At 60.7% G+C, this 17,264-nt stretch carries 16 protein-coding genes; 7 read left to right on the top strand and 9 right to left on the bottom strand.

What is annotated here, in order from left to right; genetic code table 11:
• Positions 1 to 7 precede the first annotated feature (7 nt).
• Together uraH and AC3WRD_RS02320 are read right to left on the bottom strand one after the other, a co-directional pair.
• The gene (gene uraH / locus AC3WRD_RS02325) at positions 8 to 418 is read right to left on the bottom strand and encodes a hydroxyisourate hydrolase (RefSeq protein ID WP_102620562.1); all 411 of its coding nucleotides are present in this window, start codon (positions 416 to 418) and stop codon (positions 8 to 10) included.
• A gap of 16 nt (positions 419 to 434) precedes the next feature.
• A complete protein-coding gene (locus AC3WRD_RS02320; RefSeq protein WP_102620563.1) occupies positions 435 to 917 on the bottom strand; it encodes a GlcG/HbpS family heme-binding protein in 483 nt (160 codons plus the stop codon).
• Between the two features lie 136 nt (positions 918 to 1,053).
• Here AC3WRD_RS02320 and AC3WRD_RS02315 point away from each other — a divergent pair, with 136 nt between their 5' ends.
• From AC3WRD_RS02315 to AC3WRD_RS02300, 4 genes are all read left to right on the top strand, one after another.
• Positions 1,054 to 1,734 (top strand): heavy metal response regulator transcription factor, encoded by a 681-nt coding sequence (locus AC3WRD_RS02315; RefSeq protein WP_102620564.1) that lies wholly within the window; start codon positions 1,054 to 1,056, stop codon positions 1,732 to 1,734.
• Entirely contained in the window at positions 1,724 to 3,112 is a 1,389-nt protein-coding gene (locus AC3WRD_RS02310; RefSeq protein ID WP_102620565.1) for a heavy metal sensor histidine kinase, read from the top strand. Before AC3WRD_RS02315 ends, AC3WRD_RS02310 begins: the two co-directional genes overlap by 11 nt.
• Before the next feature lie 114 nt (positions 3,113 to 3,226).
• Positions 3,227 to 3,475, top strand: a complete 249-nt coding sequence (locus AC3WRD_RS02305; RefSeq protein WP_085746304.1) for a helix-turn-helix domain-containing protein — start codon at positions 3,227 to 3,229, stop codon at positions 3,473 to 3,475.
• A complete protein-coding gene (locus AC3WRD_RS02300) occupies positions 3,468 to 4,691 on the top strand; it encodes a type II toxin-antitoxin system HipA family toxin (protein ID WP_102620566.1) in 1,224 nt (407 codons plus the stop codon). The genes AC3WRD_RS02305 and AC3WRD_RS02300 overlap by 8 nt, the downstream gene beginning before the upstream one ends.
• A gap of 15 nt (positions 4,692 to 4,706) precedes the next feature.
• Here the strand turns inward: AC3WRD_RS02300 and AC3WRD_RS02295 are convergent, their stop codons facing one another.
• Positions 4,707 to 5,711 carry an AraC family transcriptional regulator gene (locus tag AC3WRD_RS02295; RefSeq protein ID WP_102620567.1) on the bottom strand — a complete coding sequence of 335 codons (1,005 nt, stop codon included), beginning with the start codon at positions 5,709 to 5,711 and terminating at the stop codon, positions 4,707 to 4,709.
• 100 nt (positions 5,712 to 5,811) lie between these two features.
• Between AC3WRD_RS02295 and AC3WRD_RS02290 the strand changes: the two genes are divergently transcribed.
• Positions 5,812 to 6,885 carry a fatty acid desaturase gene (locus AC3WRD_RS02290; RefSeq protein ID WP_102620568.1) on the top strand — a complete coding sequence of 358 codons (1,074 nt, stop codon included), beginning with the start codon at positions 5,812 to 5,814 and terminating at the stop codon, positions 6,883 to 6,885.
• A 53-nt stretch (positions 6,886 to 6,938) separates the two neighbouring features.
• Here the strand turns inward: AC3WRD_RS02290 and AC3WRD_RS02285 are convergent, their stop codons facing one another.
• The 3 genes from AC3WRD_RS02285 to AC3WRD_RS02275 are packed head-to-tail and all read right to left on the bottom strand — an operon-like array spanning position 6,939 to position 10,974.
• The gene (locus tag AC3WRD_RS02285; RefSeq protein ID WP_102620569.1) at positions 6,939 to 8,549 is read right to left on the bottom strand and encodes an arylsulfatase; all 1,611 of its coding nucleotides are present in this window, start codon (positions 8,547 to 8,549) and stop codon (positions 6,939 to 6,941) included.
• A gap of 14 nt (positions 8,550 to 8,563) precedes the next feature.
• Entirely contained in the window at positions 8,564 to 9,379 is an 816-nt protein-coding gene (locus AC3WRD_RS02280; protein WP_096821867.1) for an ABC transporter ATP-binding protein, read from the bottom strand.
• Positions 9,376 to 10,974, bottom strand: coding sequence for an ABC transporter permease (locus tag AC3WRD_RS02275; RefSeq protein ID WP_102620570.1), 1,599 nt, complete (start codon positions 10,972 to 10,974; stop codon positions 9,376 to 9,378). Before AC3WRD_RS02275 ends, AC3WRD_RS02280 begins: the two co-directional genes overlap by 4 nt.
• A gap of 304 nt (positions 10,975 to 11,278) precedes the next feature.
• On the opposite strand from AC3WRD_RS02275, the gene AC3WRD_RS02270 reads away from it, so the two are divergent.
• On the top strand, positions 11,279 to 12,292 hold the full coding sequence (locus AC3WRD_RS02270; RefSeq protein WP_102620571.1) for an ABC transporter substrate-binding protein: 1,014 nt from the start codon (positions 11,279 to 11,281) through the stop codon (positions 12,290 to 12,292).
• 39 nt (positions 12,293 to 12,331) lie between these two features.
• Here AC3WRD_RS02270 and AC3WRD_RS02265 read toward each other — a convergent pair whose 3' ends face one another.
• Entirely contained in the window at positions 12,332 to 13,252 is a 921-nt protein-coding gene (locus tag AC3WRD_RS02265) for a LysR family transcriptional regulator (protein WP_039764497.1), read from the bottom strand.
• Positions 13,253 to 13,433: 181 nt separating this feature from the next.
• Here AC3WRD_RS02265 and AC3WRD_RS02260 point away from each other — a divergent pair, with 181 nt between their 5' ends.
• On the top strand, positions 13,434 to 14,342 hold the full coding sequence (locus AC3WRD_RS02260; protein WP_102620572.1) for a TauD/TfdA dioxygenase family protein: 909 nt from the start codon (positions 13,434 to 13,436) through the stop codon (positions 14,340 to 14,342).
• A gap of 113 nt (positions 14,343 to 14,455) precedes the next feature.
• Here AC3WRD_RS02260 and AC3WRD_RS02255 read toward each other — a convergent pair whose 3' ends face one another.
• Both AC3WRD_RS02255 and AC3WRD_RS02250 read right to left on the bottom strand, forming a co-directional pair.
• Complete coding sequence (locus tag AC3WRD_RS02255) at positions 14,456 to 16,066, bottom strand: alkaline phosphatase family protein (protein WP_102620574.1); 1,611 nt, start codon at positions 16,064 to 16,066, stop codon at positions 14,456 to 14,458.
• Between the two features lie 101 nt (positions 16,067 to 16,167).
• Positions 16,168 to 17,112, bottom strand: coding sequence for a LysR family transcriptional regulator (locus AC3WRD_RS02250; RefSeq protein ID WP_096821871.1), 945 nt, complete (start codon positions 17,110 to 17,112; stop codon positions 16,168 to 16,170).
• Between the last annotated feature and the right edge of the window lie 152 nt (positions 17,113 to 17,264).

Raw genomic sequence — 17,264 nt, 5'->3', positions numbered from 1 at the left:
CAATGGCTTACGAACCGCGATAAGTGGAGAAGCCATACGGGCTCAGCAGCAACGGAATGTGGTAGTGCTGATCCGTCTGCTCCACTTTGAAAATCACCGGAATCTCCGGGAAAAACGTCTCGTGCTTCGTCTTCTCGAAGTACTCGCCGGTCTTGAATACCACTCGATATTCACCCGCCTCGAACGGTTTGTTCGCCGGGAACAGTTCGGCGATCCGCCCCTGTTCATTGGTAGTGCCCTGCGCCAGCGGCTGCCAGTTCTGGCCCACGTGGCGTTCCAGTGTCACGTTGATACCCGGCGATGGCAGACCGTTTTCCAGATTGAGTACGTGTACGCTCAGCGGGTTGCCGGCGGCCAGCGCCAGGCTCGAAAAAGCGCTCAGGCCGAGCGCGGCGAAAGTCATGCGCAGTGGGGTCATGGTGATGCTCCTGGGTTCAAGTACGGTTGATGGACAGGCCGACGATTTCGGCGGCCTTGATCGCGCATTTTTCGTCCTGCTCGCCGCCACCGGAACCGGCCACGCCCATGGCGCCGACCAGTTCTTTGCCGGCAAACAACGGGATGCCGCCACCGAGCAACAGCAATTTATCGAGAGTGTTGAGGTTGACGGCTTCCGGGTTGCTTCGGGCACGCTCGGCGAACAACCGGGTCGGGGTTTTCGTCGACAGCGCGGTGTAGGCCTTGCGTTGGCTGGCGACGGTGTTGTGCGGGCCGATACCGTCGCCGCGCAAGGTCACCAACAGGTTGCCGCCCCGGTCGAGCACCGACACCGTGCCGGTGCAGTTTTCCAGCGTCGCATCGGCCAGCAGCCGAGCGGTTTTCAGATCGAGATCGGCGTGGCGGGGTAGCTCAGGTGCGGCGAACGCGGCAGTGCCGAGGCCGATTGCCAGGCTGGCAACCAAGTATTTAGCGGACATGGACAGGCTCCAGAAGCGAAGGCCGCCACCTTATCCGCCGGTCCCCGTCGAAACCTCGTCAGTCGGATTACAAGTTTGTAATGGGCAACGCCGCGGAAGGGGCCTAGCCTGTGCCTCTGAATAATCGAGGTGTGCCATGCGTTTGCTGGTTGTAGAAGATGAAGCCAAAACCGCGAATTTCCTCGCCAAAGGGCTGGGTGAGTCGGGTTTTGCCGTGGATGTGGCGCTGAATGGCCTCGACGGGCGCTACTTCATCGAGCAGCAGGACTACGACCTGATCATCCTCGATGTGATGCTGCCAGGCCTCAACGGCTGGCAATTGCTGCAACTGATCCGTCAGCGTGGCGCCACGCCGGTTCTGTTCCTGACGGCGAAGGATGCGATCGAAGATCGCGTGCGCGGTCTCGAACTGGGGGCCGATGACTATTTGCTCAAGCCGTTCGCCTTCGCCGAATTGCTCGCGCGGGTGCGCACGTTGTTGCGGCGCGGGCCGATGCGCGAAGCCGAGTCGTACAGCATCGCCGATCTGGAAATCGACGTGCTGCGCCGCCGGGTCAGCCGAGGCGGTCAGCGTATCGCCCTGACCAACAAGGAATTCGCCCTGCTGCATTTACTCGCCAGCCGTCAGGGCGAAGTGCTGTCGCGCACGCTGATTGCCTCGCAAGTGTGGAACCTGAATTTCGACAGCGACACCAACATGGTCGAAGTCGCAGTGCGCCGCTTGCGTTCGAAAGTCGATGATCCGTACATGCCCAAACTGATCCACACGGTGCGCGGGGTCGGCTATCAACTGGAAGCGCCCGACGATGCGCGCTAGATCCATTGCCTGGCACCTGGCGCTGGCATTCGCTGCAGTCTGTGCCTTGGTGCTCAGCGCGATTGGCGTGTTCCTGTATCGCTCGCTGGCCTCGGAAATCGCCTGGCGCGACGACATGGCCTTGCTCGGTCGTCTGGAACAGGTAAGCGCGCTGCTCGCCGACAGCGACAGCCTCGACGCCTTGCAGGCACGGCCACGGCTGTACCAGAACATGCTTGGCAACCTCGACAGTCTGCTGTTGGTGCAACGTGCGGACGGCTCGAACGTGATCGCGATCAACCCCCGCCAACGCGCACTTCCGACCGTGCGGGCCATTCCGCGAGAGCAACCTCCGCAACGCAGCGATGTGCTGACCTGGCAGGCGCCCGACGGTGTCGAGTTGGCGCTGTTGTCAGGTCAGGCCCAAGGCCCGAATGGCGAATCGCTGACCGTGATCGCCGGCAAGGTATTGAGCGAACGCGAGCAGATGCTCGGCAGTTATCGCCTGCGTTTGTACCTGGCTGTCGGACTCGGTGCTTTACTCGCCTTTGCCCTCGGGTTGGTTTTGTTGCGCCGGGGTTTGCTTCCTCTGCGCAAGCTGAGCGAGGCGGTGCGCGGTATCGACCTGCGCAGCCTCGATCAACGCTTGCCCGCAAAAGGCACACCAGCGGAATTGCTCGAACCGGTGCAGGCGCTCAACGGCATGCTCGTGCGGCTGGACGACGGCTTCCAGCGCCTCTCGCAGTTTTCCGCCGACCTTGCCCATGAAATCCGCACGCCGCTGCACACCTTGCTCGCGAGCAATGGCCAGGCACTAAATCACCCACGCAGCAGCGCGGAGTATCAGGAAGTGCTGGCGTCAAACATGGAAGAATTCGAACGGCTCAAGCGCATGGCCGAAAACCTGATGTTTCTCGCTCGCGCAGAACAGGCGGAGCGGGCGCTCGATTTGCGCACACTGAAGTTGCACGAAATCGGCAGTGAGTTGTGCGAGTACTTCGAAGCCCTGGCCGATGACCGTGGAATCCGCCTCGAAAACACGCTCAGCGGAGATTTGCTGGCCGATCAGCAACTGCTGCAACGCGCCTTGGGCAATCTGCTGGCCAACGCCGTACGCCATGCCGACGCAGGTTCGGTCATCAGCCTGTGCCGGCGCGATGAGCCAGGCGTGTGCTGGTTGCAAGTCCACAACCTTGGCCCGGTCATCGCGGATGAGCATCTGGGCAGACTGTTCGATCGCTTCTACCGCGTCGACCCATCCCGCGCCGAACCGGGAGATTCCGGCGGATTGGGATTGGCGATCGTGCAGTCGATCATGCAATTGCATGGGGGGCAGGTGCGGGTGAGTAGTGATGTGCAGGTTACGGTTTTTGAGCTTGGATTTGTAACCAGTCGCTAATCGGCCCGCACATGCCGTTTCATCTAAGCTAGACTCGCCCTGAATTGGCATCAAATACGATGCATATAATTTTAATTACACTTTCTTGCACTGCATATAATGCACTGGTGTGTCATGGAACAGTTGGGTGAATTGATCAGAACTCTGCGCAAAGCGCAAAAACTCTCGCAACAGGCGCTGGCGCAACGTTACGGCATGAGCCGCGCCACCATTTCGGGTATCGAAAACAATACGATTTCTGAAATTGGTCTGCGCAAAGTCGAGGCGATCCTCAACGGCTTTGGCTATGAGCTGACTGCGGTTCCAGTGAGAGCGCAACGCCCGACACTCGACGCGTTGCAGAAGGTCAATTTCCATGACTGAGCCGACAGATCGCTTGCACATCACCGTCGCTGATAGCCTGGTCGGAACGCTCGGTCGAGGGCAGCCGGGCATGGACAGTGTGTTCAGCTATCGCGAGGACGCCATCGACGAAAATGCGGTGTCGCTGACAATGCCGACCCGGCTGGAGAGCTACGGCTGGGAGCGGGGCATTCATCCCGTTTTCGAAATGAATCTGCCGGAAGGCGCGTTGCGCGATGAGCTGGTTCGACGCTTCAGTAAGGCCGTCCGCGGTTTTGATGATTTCGCCTTGCTCGCTATTGTCGGACCGCATCAGTTGGGGCGGCTGGCGATTACCAGTGAGTCGGCAACCGAGCGTCAGCCCGAAACATCACTGGCCGAGCTTCTGGTGCATGACGGTGCCCAGGGACTGTTCGATGACTTGTTACAGAAGTACGGCCAATACTCCGGGGTTTCGGGCGTGCAGCCCAAAGTGCTGGTACGCGATAGCGCGGCAGCAGTTGATCGCCTGACTCACCGAGGCTCCACACATCTGCTCAAAGCCTTCCATCCCGAAGAGTTTCCCGAGCTGGCGACCAACGAGTACTTCTGTATGCGCGCCGCCGCGCTTAGCGGACTTGAAGTGCCAAAGTTTGAATTGAGTGAGCAGGGCAAGTTTCTGGTGGTCGAGCGTTTTGACCTGATTGAGCACGGCTATCTGGGTTTCGAGGACTTTTGCGTACTCAATGGTTGGCCTTCCAGAGCCAAGTACGATGGTTCTTACGAAGGCGCTGCCCGACAGATCAAGGCCTTTGTTTCGCCTGCGCTGTTGAGTCAGGCGCTGGAAGCTTTTTTCAAGATCGTAGCGCTGTCAGCGGGACTGAAAAACGGCGATGCGCATCTGAAGAACTTCGGTGTGCTGTATGACCATTGCGGTGCGCAGGCTTCGATCCGGCTGGCCCCGGCTTACGACATCATCACCACATCGGTTTACATCAGGAACGACAGCCTGGCCTTGCTGTTGGGCGGGTCGAAGGCATGGCCCAAGCACAAGGCGCTCATCCGCTTCGGTCGTACGGCGTGCAATCTCACTGAAGGCCGGTGCAATGAACTACTGCTGCAGGTTGTTCATGGCATGCAGACGGCGATGGAGGAAATGCTTGAGCATTGCCGAACCCATCAGTCGTTCGCAGAGGTGGGTGTGGCAATGATCGAGCAGTGGGAATCCGGGATAGAACGCAGTCTGACCAAGAGTTGAGCGACCCATGTGTGATCAGCGCAACTGATCCCGAAACTGCCCCGGCGTCATTCCCGTCCAGCGTTTGAACGCGCGACTGAAGCTGCTCGTATCAGCAAACCCCAACAGATAACTGACCTCGCTCAACGAGCAGTGCGGATCCCGCAGGTGCAGCAGCGCCAGGTTCTCGCGGCTCTCATTCAGCAGCGTGTCGAAGCGACAACCCTCGTCCGCCAAGTGCCGTTGCAGGCTGCGCAGGCTCAGGTGCAAGGCCTGGGCGATGCGTTCGGCACTGGGTTCGCCTTCGGGCAGTTGTTCTTCGATGGCGTCGCGGACTTTGCGCTCCCAGGTCAGCGGCTTGAGCTGGGCGAGGGTGCGTTTGAGCACTGCTTCGTTGTGCTCGGCCAGTTCCGGGTTGGCGTCGTCGAGGTGGCTGTCGAAGTCGGTGAGGGCAAATTCGATGCGGTCTTCTTCGGCGGCGAAATGCACGGGTGAGCGGAACACTTTGTGCCACTGGTGCTCATCGGCCGGTGCAGGCCGACGCAGATACACCGCCAGTGGCGCGTAGTCGCGGCCCAGGCGATTGCGGCAGGTGCGCACGTAGATTGCGGCGAAGGCGTCGATGGCTTCGAACGCCGGGGCCGGGTTGTCGGCCGGGATCTTGAGGCGAAACCGGTAGCGGTCTTCGGTGCGCGTCAGCTCCAGTTCCAGTGCGTCGCTGACCACCTGGTGATAACGCACGATCCGCTCGAACACTTCCCGCAAGCTGCCGCTGGCCACCAACGCGTATCCCAGCGCGTGAAATGTCGTGGGGCTGACGAATCGCGACACCCGCAAACCGATCGCCGGATCACCGCTGACCTGCACCGCGATTTCCCACAGGCGCGTGGTGGCGGACAACGGATAGCGGGCGTTCGGGTCGTCCATCAATTGTGGATCGAGCCCGGCCTGCTGGCACAGGGCAGTGCTGTCCAGCCCCAGCGCGTCGAGTTGCTTGCGCAGGGCACGGGTCCAGCTGGCGAGAGAAGTCGGTTCCTTCATGCTGATTGGCGCTTCCGGTCAACAGGTTGGCGTTCTCGGCTACCGCGTTCGGAACTTGCACAGGGCAGGATGCGAACATCAATAACCAGAGGATGGAAGCATGGACCGTACTTCTGCAAGTCCCCAGCGACACAATGCTGCCCAGCGATCAGCGCATATTCGCGAAGTGGTGCTGGCCAAAGGCGTCGAGCTGCGCGAGCGCTACCCGATTCTCAACCATCAGGACGCCCTCGGCGCGGGGATTCTGGCCTTCGCGCTGGCCGGGATGATCGGTTCGGCGGCGCTCTACATCAGCGGGCACATGGCTTGGTGGGTATGCCTGTTGCTGAACGCGTTTTTTGCCTCGCTGACCCATGAGCTCGAACACGACCTGATTCACAGCATGTATTTCCGCAAACAGCGCGTGCCGCACAACCTGATGATGGGCCTGGTGTGGCTGGCGCGGCCGAGCACGATCAACCCGTGGATCCGTCGTCATCTGCACCTCAATCACCACAAGGTGTCCGGCACCGAAACCGACATGGAAGAGCGGGCGATCACCAACGGTGAACCCTGGGGATTTGCGCGGTTGCTGATGGTCGGCGACAACGTGATGTCGGCGTTCATCCGCATGCTGCGGGCCAGGACATGGACGCACAAGTTCAGCATCATCAAACGCTCGCTGAAGGTCTACGCGCCGCTGGCGCTGGTGCATTGGGGTGCGTGGTATGTGTTTCTCGGTTTCCATGCGGCCAATGGCATCGCCTACTTGATGGGCTCGCCGATTGAATGGTCAGCGACCACGTTGTCGGTGATGCAAGTGATCGACATCGCTGCTGTGGTGATCATCGGGCCGAACGTGTTGCGCACCTTTTGCCTGCACTTCATCAGTTCGAACATGCATTACTACGGGGATGTGGAGCCGGGTAATGTGCTTCAGCAGTGCCAGGTGTTGAATCCTTGGTGGCTGTGGCCGTTGCAGGCGTTCTGCTTCAACTTCGGCAGCAGTCACGGGATTCATCATTTTGTGGTGAAGGAGCCGTTCTACATTCGCCAGCTGACGGTGCCGGTGGCGCACAAAGTGATGCGGGAGATGGGGGTTCGGTTTAACGATTTCGGGACGTTCGGGCGGGCGAACCGGTTTGTTCGCAAAGAAGAGGTGGTGCAGAAAGAAGTGCAGACGGCTCAGGCTTGAAGGTATTCGAAGCTATCGCCGGCCAACCGGCGATAGCGTTGTATCCGGCAATCTCAATCCGGCTGAAACGGCGATTCACTCAAAATCACCCCGGTCTCCTCCACATACCGCTGCCAATGCTCGATCAGCGCTTCAAGCCTCTGCGGCTGACTCGACGCCAGGTCATGAATCTCCCCCGGATCACTGCCCAGATCATAAAGCTGCCAGGTCGCCGGCCCCACTGGCCCGGGGATCCACACCGCCTTCCACTGCCCCTGCCGAATCGCCCGGCGCCCGAACAGTTCCCAGCCGGTAACGGTGTGTTCGTCATGCACCTGCGCCGTTTCGCCGGACAAGAACCCCAGCCACGATTTGCCACGCAACGGCGCCACCGGTTTGCCGTGCCACTGCTTGCCCGGATGGCGCACGCCGGCCAGATCGAGAATGGTCGGCGTGATGTCCATCACCGTGCCGAAACCATGGCTGATCTGCCCCTTCAGCGGCAGCTGCGGATAGTGCAACAGTGCCGGAACGCGAATCCCGCCCTCGGTGGTGAACGCCTTGAACAGGCGTGAGGGCGCGGTCGCCACCTGCGCCCAGTTCGGCCCGTACCAGACGTAGGAGTTGGCGCGGCCGATGTTGTCGAGGCTGTTGTCGTAATGCTGGCTCAGGTAAGTCACCAGCTCCGGGCCGAATTTCGGGAAAGCCTCCAGCAGCGCGCCTTCGGCACCGTTGTCGGACATGAACAGGATGAAGGTGTTGTCGAGTTGGCCTTGCTGGCGCAGGTAGTCGACGACGCGGCCGATGTTCCAGTCCATGCGCTCGACCATCGCGGCGTAGACCTCCATCGCCCGCGCGGAAATCTGCTTCTGCTCATCACTCAACGCAGCCCATTGTGCGGTCAGCTGGATCAGCGGATGCGGCTCGACATCCGGCTCGATCAGCCCCAGCGATTTGAGTTTTTCCAGACGCTCGAGGCGCAAGACTTCGGGGCCCGCGTCGTAGCGGCCACGGTATTTTTCGACGATGTCGGCGGGTGCCTGCAACGGCCAGTGCGGCGCGGAAAACGGCAGGTACGCGAAGAACGGCCGGCTCTGATCGCGCTCTTTGAGGTACTGCAACAGCTTGTCGCCGAAAGCGTCGGAGGAATAGAAATCCTTGGGCAATTCGTCGATGAAAGTGTCGTCTTCGATGTACAGCGCAGGGGTGGATTTCAGCAATCCCGGCGTGTGTTCATCGTAGGTCGGTTCGAATCCGTAGTGGTTCGCGGCGCCGGGCAGCAGCGAGAACGAGCGCTCGAAGCCACGGGCGTGGGGCGCCAGTTCGGCGGTCAGGCCCAGGTGCCATTTGCCGCTCATCAACGTCTGGTAGCCGGCCTCGCGCAGCAACTCCGGCAACGCGACGACGCGGTCGTTGAGGTAACCCTCGTAACCCGGTTTGCCGATCAGTTCCGGCGTCAGCGTTTCGGCCATGGTACCGATGCCGGCGATGTGGTGATCGGTGCCGGTGAGCAGCATCGAGCGGGTCGGCGAGCAGGTCGGTGCAGTGTGAAAGTCGGTCAGGCGCAGGCCGTTGTTGGCCAGGGCATCGAGGTTCGGTGTGGCGATTTCGCCGCCGAAGGAACCGATGTCGGAGAAGCCGAGGTCATCGGCCAGAATCACCAGAAAGTTGGGACGTTGCGGCATCAACAGGCTCCTGTTCAGCAGGCAATGAACGACAACGGCAGATCACGGATCTGTACCGGCACGCTCGGTTGGTAATGGTCATCACTGGTCAGTTCGTGCAGCAGTTCTTCGCGCAATTGGTGGAAGTCGAAACTGCTGCGCTGGCGCGGATGGGGCAGGGCGATGTCCACCACCTGTTTGATCCGGCCGGGGCGCGGTTCCATCACCACCACGCGATCAGCGAGGAAAATCGCTTCCTCGACATCGTGAGTGACCAGAATCGTGGTGATTTTTGCCCGTTCACGAATCGCCAGCAGCTCGTCCTGCATCTGCTGGCGGGTCAGCGCGTCGAGGGCGCCAAAGGGTTCGTCGAGCAGCAGGATCCGTGGGCTCGCCACCAGCCCGCGAGCAATCGCCACGCGCTGCGCCATGCCACCGGAGAGTTGATGCGGGTAGGCGCGGGTGAAGTCGCGCAGGCCCACCAGTTCGATGAAGTCGTTGATGCGTTGCTGCTTTTCGGAGGCAGCCAGCGGTTCGTTGACCAGGCCCAGGCCGATGTTGTCGGCCACCGTCAGCCACGGGAACAAACGGTGTTCCTGAAACACGATGCCGCGTTCGCCGCCGATCCCGCTGACGGCTTTGCCATCGACCGTGATCTGCCCGCGAAACTGTGTGTCGAGGCCCACCAGCAAGCGCAGCAGAGTGGATTTGCCGCAGCCGCTGGAGCCGACGATGGCGACGAATTCGCCCTCGGCGATGTCGAGGTTGAATTCGCGAATCGCCTCCAGTTCGAAGCCGTCGACGTCGAAGGATTTGCCTACGTGGGTGAAGCTGACAATCGGTGCGTTCATGCGTGTCTCCAGCGGGTGGCGCGGATTTCCAGGCGTTGGCCAATGAGGTTGAGCAGGGCGCCGGTGAGGCCGACCAGCAGCATCCCGGCCATGATCAGGTCCATGCGCAGCAGTTGTTGGGCGCCGATCATCTGGCTGCCGATGCCGCCGTTGGACGGCATGAAATATTCGGCGCCGATGGTGCCGAGCCAGGCGTAGATCAGGCTCAGTCGAAGCCCGGCGAAAATCCCTGGCGCGGCGCCCGGCAGCACCAGTCGGCGCAGGCGTTGAGCGAGGCTCAGGCGCAGCACCTGCGCGGCTTCGTTGAGTTGTGGCGAAAGGTTGGCGACGCTGCGCTGGGTGGCGACGAACAGCGGGAAAAACGCGGCAAGGGCGACGAACACCCACTTGGCCAACTCGCCCAGACCGAACCATGCGGTCAACAGCGGCACCCAGGCGAAAATCGCGATCTGCCGCAGCGCGGCGAGAGTCGGGCCGAGCACGCGTTCGCTGGTGCGCGAAAGACCCAGCAGCAAACCCAGAACGAGGCCGAGGCCGCCGCCAATCAACAGGCCGCCGAGTGTGCGACCCAGGCTCAGGACCATGCCCGAGATCAACGTGCCATCGAGCAATCCGTTTTTCGTCGCCTCAAGCACCGCCAACGGGCTGACCAGAATGTTGGCGTCGACCCATTGCTGATCGACCGCCAGTTGCCACAGCGCAAACAACCCCAGCGGCAACAGCCACGGCTGCACGCGCTGCCAGCCTTCATAGCGCGGCCCGCGACGAATTTCTGCCGTGGCCGGGTGCGGCCAGTGCACCAGTTTTCTGTCCAGCCGGCCGATGCCGCGATCCATCGCCACGCCGATCAGGCCGATCACCACGATGCACACGAACACGATGTCGAGCATGAACAGCTGCCGCGCCCAGACCATCAGGTAACCGATGCCCTCGCTGGAGGCCAGCAGTTCCACCGCGAGCAATGAAGTCCAGCCAGCGGCCAGCGCCAGACGCACGCCGGCCATGAACGCCGGGAGGGCGGCGGGCAGCACCAGTCGGCGGATCAGCAGGCGTGGCGGCAGGCGCAACACGGCGGCGGCTTCGCGCAGTTTCGGTTGTGCGTCACGCACGCCGACCAGTGTGTGCAGGGTCACCGGCACCACGATGGCCTTGACCAGCACCACCAGTTTCAGTGTTTCGCCGATACCGAAAAACACCATGAACAGCGGAATCCACGCCAGCGTCGGCACCTGGGCCAGACCGGCGAAGGTCGGAAAGATGAGGCGTTCGAGGCGACGGCTGAACCCCAGCGCTGCACCGAGTACGGCACCAGCCGAGATCCCGGCGAGCAGGCCCCAGAACAGTCGTTGCAGGCTGATCCACAAGTGACTCCACAACTCGCCCTGGGACAGCTCGACGGCACTGCTCCACACCAGCGATGGCGCCGGCAGGATCTGTTCGCTCATCCATTGATTGCGCGCCGCCAGCCACCACAGGGCGAACAGTCCAAGCGGCAGTAGCCAGGGTAAAACGCGGTGGCTCAGGCTTGGCCAAGTGCGCCGGTTTTTCAACGGCGGTGCGGCCAGTGGCAGGCTGAGCAGGGATTCACGGGCCATGGGTGACCTCCGTTGTCGGGTTGGATCGAGTCAGCGGAATTAGCTAAAAACCAATTGTTATAAGTAAATTAAAAAATAATCATTTTGGAGATAAGCAGCGCCATTTAAGGCCTCCAGCCCTGCACGCATCCAATGCATTCGAAGAATATTTTCGATGCTCTCCATGCATACCGGCCTGTATGTCCCGACTTTGCTGGCTTAGCTTTAAAAGCTATAAAAATGTGCTTTTTAAGTATTTAAGCGCTGGTACGGATTGCGCCTACTTTCGGCTCCTCAATGCCCGCCGTGATCAGGAGCCGCACCCATGAACCTTCCCTTCAAACGTGTCATCAGCCTGTTTGCCGCGCCGGCACTGGCGGGTCTGCTGGCGTTCTCTGCCCAGGCCGACGAACTCAAGGAAATCAGGATCGCCGTGCCTGATCTTAGCGCCGGCACCCAGCACAGCGGCGGGGGCATCGTGGACGTGCTGCGCGATCAGCAGATCTTCGAAAAGGCCTTCGCCGATCAGGGCATCAAGATTCAGTGGAGTTTCTTCAAGGGCGCCGGGCCGGTGATCAACGAGGCGTTCGCCAACGGTCAGGTGGACCTGGCGTATCTGGGTGATCTGGCGGCCATCATCGGCAAGTCCAACGGGCTGGATACGCGTCTGCTCAGCGCCAGCGCCCGGGGTGTGAAGCAATACCTGGGCGTGGTGCCGGGTTCGGGGATCAAAACGTTGCAGGATCTCAAGGGCAAGCGCGTGGCGATCTTCCGGGGCACCGCGACCCAGTTGTCGTTCGATGCGGCATTGGCCAGCGTGGGCCTGAGCGAGAAGGACGTGAAGGTGATCAACCTCGATTTCAACGCAGCGGTTGCCGCGCTGGCGGCGAAGCAGATCGATGCGTCGTGGGGCAGCTCCGGGCTCTCTGCCTTGCAGGCCAAGGGCCTGGCCGAGTTGCCACTGAACACCAAGGACCTCGGTGGTGCCGGCAGTGTGCAGTCGGTGCTGGTGGGTACCGGCAAGTTTGTCGACGGGCACCCGGAAGCCGTGGCGAAGCTGCTCAAGGCGCAGCAACAGGCGGTAGAGTGGCTGACTCAGGACAGCAACAAGGACGCCTACGTGCAACTGGTTTCGGGGCTGGCGAGCTATCCGCCGGTCATCCTGACTCAGGATCTGAAGGATCAGAACCTGAGCGAAGTGTTCCCGTCGACACTGGATCCTCTGTTCCTCGAAAACCTGCAGGGCAAGGTGGATCTGGCGGCGCAGCAGAAGCTGATCCGCAAGCCGTTCAAGGTGAACGAGTGGGTGGCGCCTGAGCTGGCGGCTGCGAAGCTCTGAGTGATGTGATCCTTCCCACGTTGAGCGTGGGAAGGATCCTTAAACCGCGACACTGATTTCCTGTTTATCCACCGCCACCAACGTCTCGATCATCGCCCGCGCCGCCGGTGACAGCCGGAATCCCGTGCGGCTCACAATCCCGCACCGCGCATTCATGCTTTCCAGATTCTGCGGCAGGTTGCGCCAGTGCAATAGCGCCAGCGAGCCCTGGGCAATGTCTTCGACAAACGCCTCTTCAGTGCCCACGCCAATCGCGTTGGATTGCAACACCACTTTCACCAGCGCCGGAAAATGCTCGGTCTCGATGGTGGGGGAAAAGTCGATCCGGCCGCTGAGGTTCGCCAGCAGTTTGCGAATGCCCGGCGGGATCAGCGTGGTCGCCAGCGGGTAGTCGAACATGTCGTTGGTCGACAGGCTTTCCTTGGCCAGCAGCGGATGCCCCGGCCGGCAGAAAAATACCCCGCGCTTGGGTGTCAGCGGCTGGGTCTGGAAGTTCGGGTCGGACTCGAAATGGCGGATGTCGGCGATGAAGAATTCGATCTCTTCGCGGCTCAGGGCGCGGCTGAGTTTTTCCCAGTTATCCACCTGAAAACAGGTGCGCACTTTCGGGTGCGCATTGATGAATTGCGCCACCGCGTCCGGCACCAGTTTCACCGCTGGCGCCGGTCCGCAACCGAAGTGCAGTTCGCCGGCGTCGAGCTTGGTCATCTGCGTCACCTCGGCGCTGAGCAATGCCGCGCCCTGCACCAGGGTCAAGGCGTGTTGCAGCACCACCTGGCCTTCGGGCGTGGGGCGCAGATCCTTGTTGCCGCGATCCACCAGCACGCAGCCGAACTCCTGCTCCAGCCCTTGAATGCTGCGGCTGAACGCCGGTTGAGTGATGCCCATGGCATCGGCCGCGCGGACAAAACTGCGGTGTTCGTTGAGGGCGATGAAGTAGCGCAACTGGCGAAGATCCATATGCTTTTCCGGCATCCTAAAAATAGCTCGAAGGCATTTGCGACGAGGGTTGCTTGAGGTTTTAAATGCAAGCTCTTATTCCGTCAACGAAGCATGTGAATATCTATTAGATGTAAATGGAATATAGATAGAGCGTTGTTTCGCTGCCGTCCAACCGCAAGCAGTCGATGAGGGTCTACCCATGAGCAATGCCGCACTCGCTGTAAAACCCGCTGTCCACGCGCTGGAGATTCATCCGGTGGCCGGCCGTATCGGCGCCGAAATCCGGGGCGTGCACCTGTCCGGTGAGCTGGATGCCGCGACGGTTGAAGCCATTCAACAGGCGCTGGTGCAATACAAGGTCGTGTTCTTCCGCGAGCAGACTCAACTTGACGATCAGCGCCAGGAAGCCTTTGCACATTTGCTCGGCGAGCCGGTGGCGCATCCGACTGTGCCGTCCCGCGAGGGCACTCGTTATCTCTTGGAGCTGGATGGCGCCGAAGGGCAGCGAGCCAATTCCTGGCACACCGACGTGACCTTCGTTGATGCCTACCCGAAAGCGTCGATCCTGCGCTCGGTGGTGGCTCCGGCATTCGGCGGTGACACCCTGTGGGCGAACACCGCGACCGCGTACAACGAACTGCCGACCGAATTGCGCGAGCTGGCGGACAAACTGGTGGCCGTGCACAGCAACGAGTACGACTACGCCGGGGCGAAGCCGGACGTGTCGGCGGAGAAGCTTGAGCGCTATCGCAAGATCTTCACCTCGACCGTCTACGAGACCGAGCATCCGGTGGTCCGCGTACACCCGATCAGCGGCGAAAAAAGCTTGCTGCTGGGGCATTTCGTCAAACGCATCAAGGGTTACTCCCAGGCTGATTCGGCGCACCTGTTCGGCTTGTTGCAGAGTCATGTGATTCGTCAGGAAAACACCGTGCGCTGGCGCTGGAAGGCCGGTGATGTGGCGATCTGGGATAACCGTTCGACGCAGCATTACGCGATTGATGATTACGGCACTCAGGACCGGGTGGTGCGTCGGGTGACGCTCAAAGGGGAAGTGCCGGTCGGGGCGAACGGGCAGCGTAGCCAGACCATCAAAGGGCGCGATTAAGATGATCGTTCCCACGCTCTGCGTGGGAATGCCTCAATGGACGCTCTGCGTCCGCTTTGGGACGCAGAGCGTCCCGGGCTGCATTCCCACGCGGAGCGTGGGAACGATCACTGTCACCAAACCCCGATCTGCACCATTTTCTCCGTCTCCGGCTCCCCATAACGAAACCGCTGCCCACGCAAATCAATCTCCTGATGACTGATCGTCGTGCGCCGCTTCAGCCCGCGCACCCACTCGAACAGATACCCCGCATGCTCCTCGCGCACCGCCGCATACGTAGGATCGGCGCCCAGATCCTGCAGCTCCTGTGGATCATTCAACAGATCGAAAAGCTGCGGCCGGAAGCCGTCGTACGCCAGGTATTTCCAGCGCTCGCTGCGCACCATGGTCATGCGACAACGGTCGATCGGCTGGCCCAGTCGCTCCCGTGCCGGGGCCTGGAAGGCGTAGTCGTATTCGCTGATCGCATAGTGGCGCCAGTCAGGGTTTTCACCGTGCAGCAATGGAATCAACGAGCGACCTTCCAGTCGATGCTCCGCGCCAGTCACGCCCAGTGCTTCGAGAAAGGTCGGCACGCCGTCGATGGTTTCCGCCAGGCGTTCGTCCACCGTGCCCCGTGTGATGTCCGCCGCCGCACGCGGGTCGCGCACGATCAATGGCACGCCCACCGCTTGCTCCAGCAAAAACTCCTTCTCCCCCAGCCAGTGATCGCCCAGGAAGTCGCCGTGATCGCTGGTGAACACGATCAAGGTGTCATCCCAGCGACCGTTGCTTTGCAGGAAATCGAACAGCCGCCCCAACTGGTCATCAACCTGTTTGACCAGGCCCATGTACGTCGGGATCACATTCTGTCGTACCGGATCTTTGGAGAAGTTCAGGCTTTCCTCATGCTGGCGAAAGGCCTGATAGACCGGGTGGTCGCTTGGAGAGGCATTACGTACCGGTTCGAGAATCGATTTCGTACTGTACAAAGTGTGGTACGGCGCCGGTACGATGTAGGGCCAGTGGGGTTTGATATAGGACAGGTGTAAAAACCACGGTTTTTCACCTTGCTCACCGATGAAGTCGATGGCTCGATTTGTAGTGTAGACAGTCTCTGAATGTTGCTCGGGAATTCGCGCCGGCAAATGGGCGTTGCGCATTTTCCAGCCGCTGAGAATTTCGCTGTTGTCACCTTCGGCCGCGTTGGCCCAGTCGTGCCAGGGGTTACGCCCCTCGAACCCCTGCTCGCGCAGGTAACGGGTGTACGGCGCGGATTCGCGTTTGTCATCGAACCGCGGGTCGTCGGGGAAGATGCCGTCGTGTCGAAAGTACGGCTCGAAGCCGACTTCATTCAGCATTTCGGCCTGTGCGCTTTCAGGGTTGATCGCCAGCCGCTGCAAGGCATCCACGTTGGCCGTGGCGTGGGTCTTGCCGACCAGCGCAGTACGAATGCCGTGGGGCCGCAGGTAATCGCCGATGGTCAGTTCTTCCAGCGGCAGCGGCACGGCGTTCCACGCCACCTGATGGCTGCTGACGTAACGCCCGGTGTAGGCCGACATCCGCGACGGCCCGCAGATCGTGCCTTGGGTGTAGGCGCGGCTGAAGCGCACGCCGGCAGCGGCCAGGCGATCGATGTTCGGGGTGTGCAGGTGCGGGTGGCCGTAGCAGGACAGGTAATCGCGGCGCAGTTGATCGCACATGATGTACAGCACATTGCGCACGGGGTTTTGCGGGTTGGACATGGGGTTCACCAGTCAGAAAGACAGGCGAGGTTTTTCGCTTTCGGCGAGGGTGTTCGGCAAGTGCATTCGGGGAATGCTTGTGATGCATGAAACGCATGGGCTCAGACGGCGAGGTTTGCCAGCGAGCACACCTCCTCATCCACCGCATCAATCGCCTTGATTTGCTCGATCATCGCCTCGGCCAATGGCGACAACCGATACCCGGCGCGACTGACAATTCCGTAACGCGTGTACAGCTCCTCGAGATCATCCGCCAACCCCTCGATTTTCAAACACACCAGTTCACCCCGGGCCTGATGCAGCGCATCCGAATAGGCACCGACGATGCCGATCGCGTCGGAGCGCAGCACTACACCGAGCAGACTGGCGCTGTTCTCACACTCGACATTGGGTATGAAATCCGGGCGGCCACTGAGGTCGACTATGACCTTGCGCAGATTCGGCGGGCGAATGCTGACCGCCAGTGGATAACTCATCAATTGCTCGGCCGAGACCCGCTCAAAAGCAGCCAGCGGATGGCCGGCGCGGCAGCAGAAATGCCATTTGCGTGGCCGCAATCGGTAGGTCAGATAATCCGGATCCGCCTCGAAATGCCGGGTGTCGGCGACGAAAAATTCAAACTCTTCGCTCAGCAGCCGCTTGCTCAGGCTCTGCCAGTCATCGACCTGGTAATGCACCCGCGCTTTCGGGTATCGGCCGATGAAACTGCCGATCGCCCGTGGGATCAATCCAGCCGCCGGCGCCGGGCCGCAACCGAAGCGCAACTCTCCCGCCTCCAGCCCGTTGAACTGGCTGATCTCATTGGCCATTTGCTGGGCGCCGCTGACCAGTCGCCGTGCGTGTTCAAGCAGCACCTGGCCCTGTTTGGTCGGCGGCAATTCCTTGCGCCCGCGATCCACCAACTGGCAACCGACGCTGTGCTCCAGCGCCTGAATGCTGCGGCTGAATGCCGACTGCGACAGGTTCACCGCCTGCGCGCCCGCGACGAAGCTGCGTTGTTCGGCGAGGGCGATGAAGTGGCGGAGCTGGCGCAAGTCGATATGCATTTTTCACATAAAAAATATCCGGGAAATGCATTGGATATGCATTAGGTCGACTCCTTATAAAGGCAATCTCTTATGCAGTAAATCTTTGTAAAAACATAAATAAATAACTTAAAAGAATATGCGGCACAGAAGATGTCAGCGTGTTTTTTGAC

Source organism: Pseudomonas sp. FW215-R2, from assembly GCF_058789255.1.
Note: the sequence above shows the minus strand (reverse complement) of the source record. Positions and strands in the feature narration are given on the sequence as shown.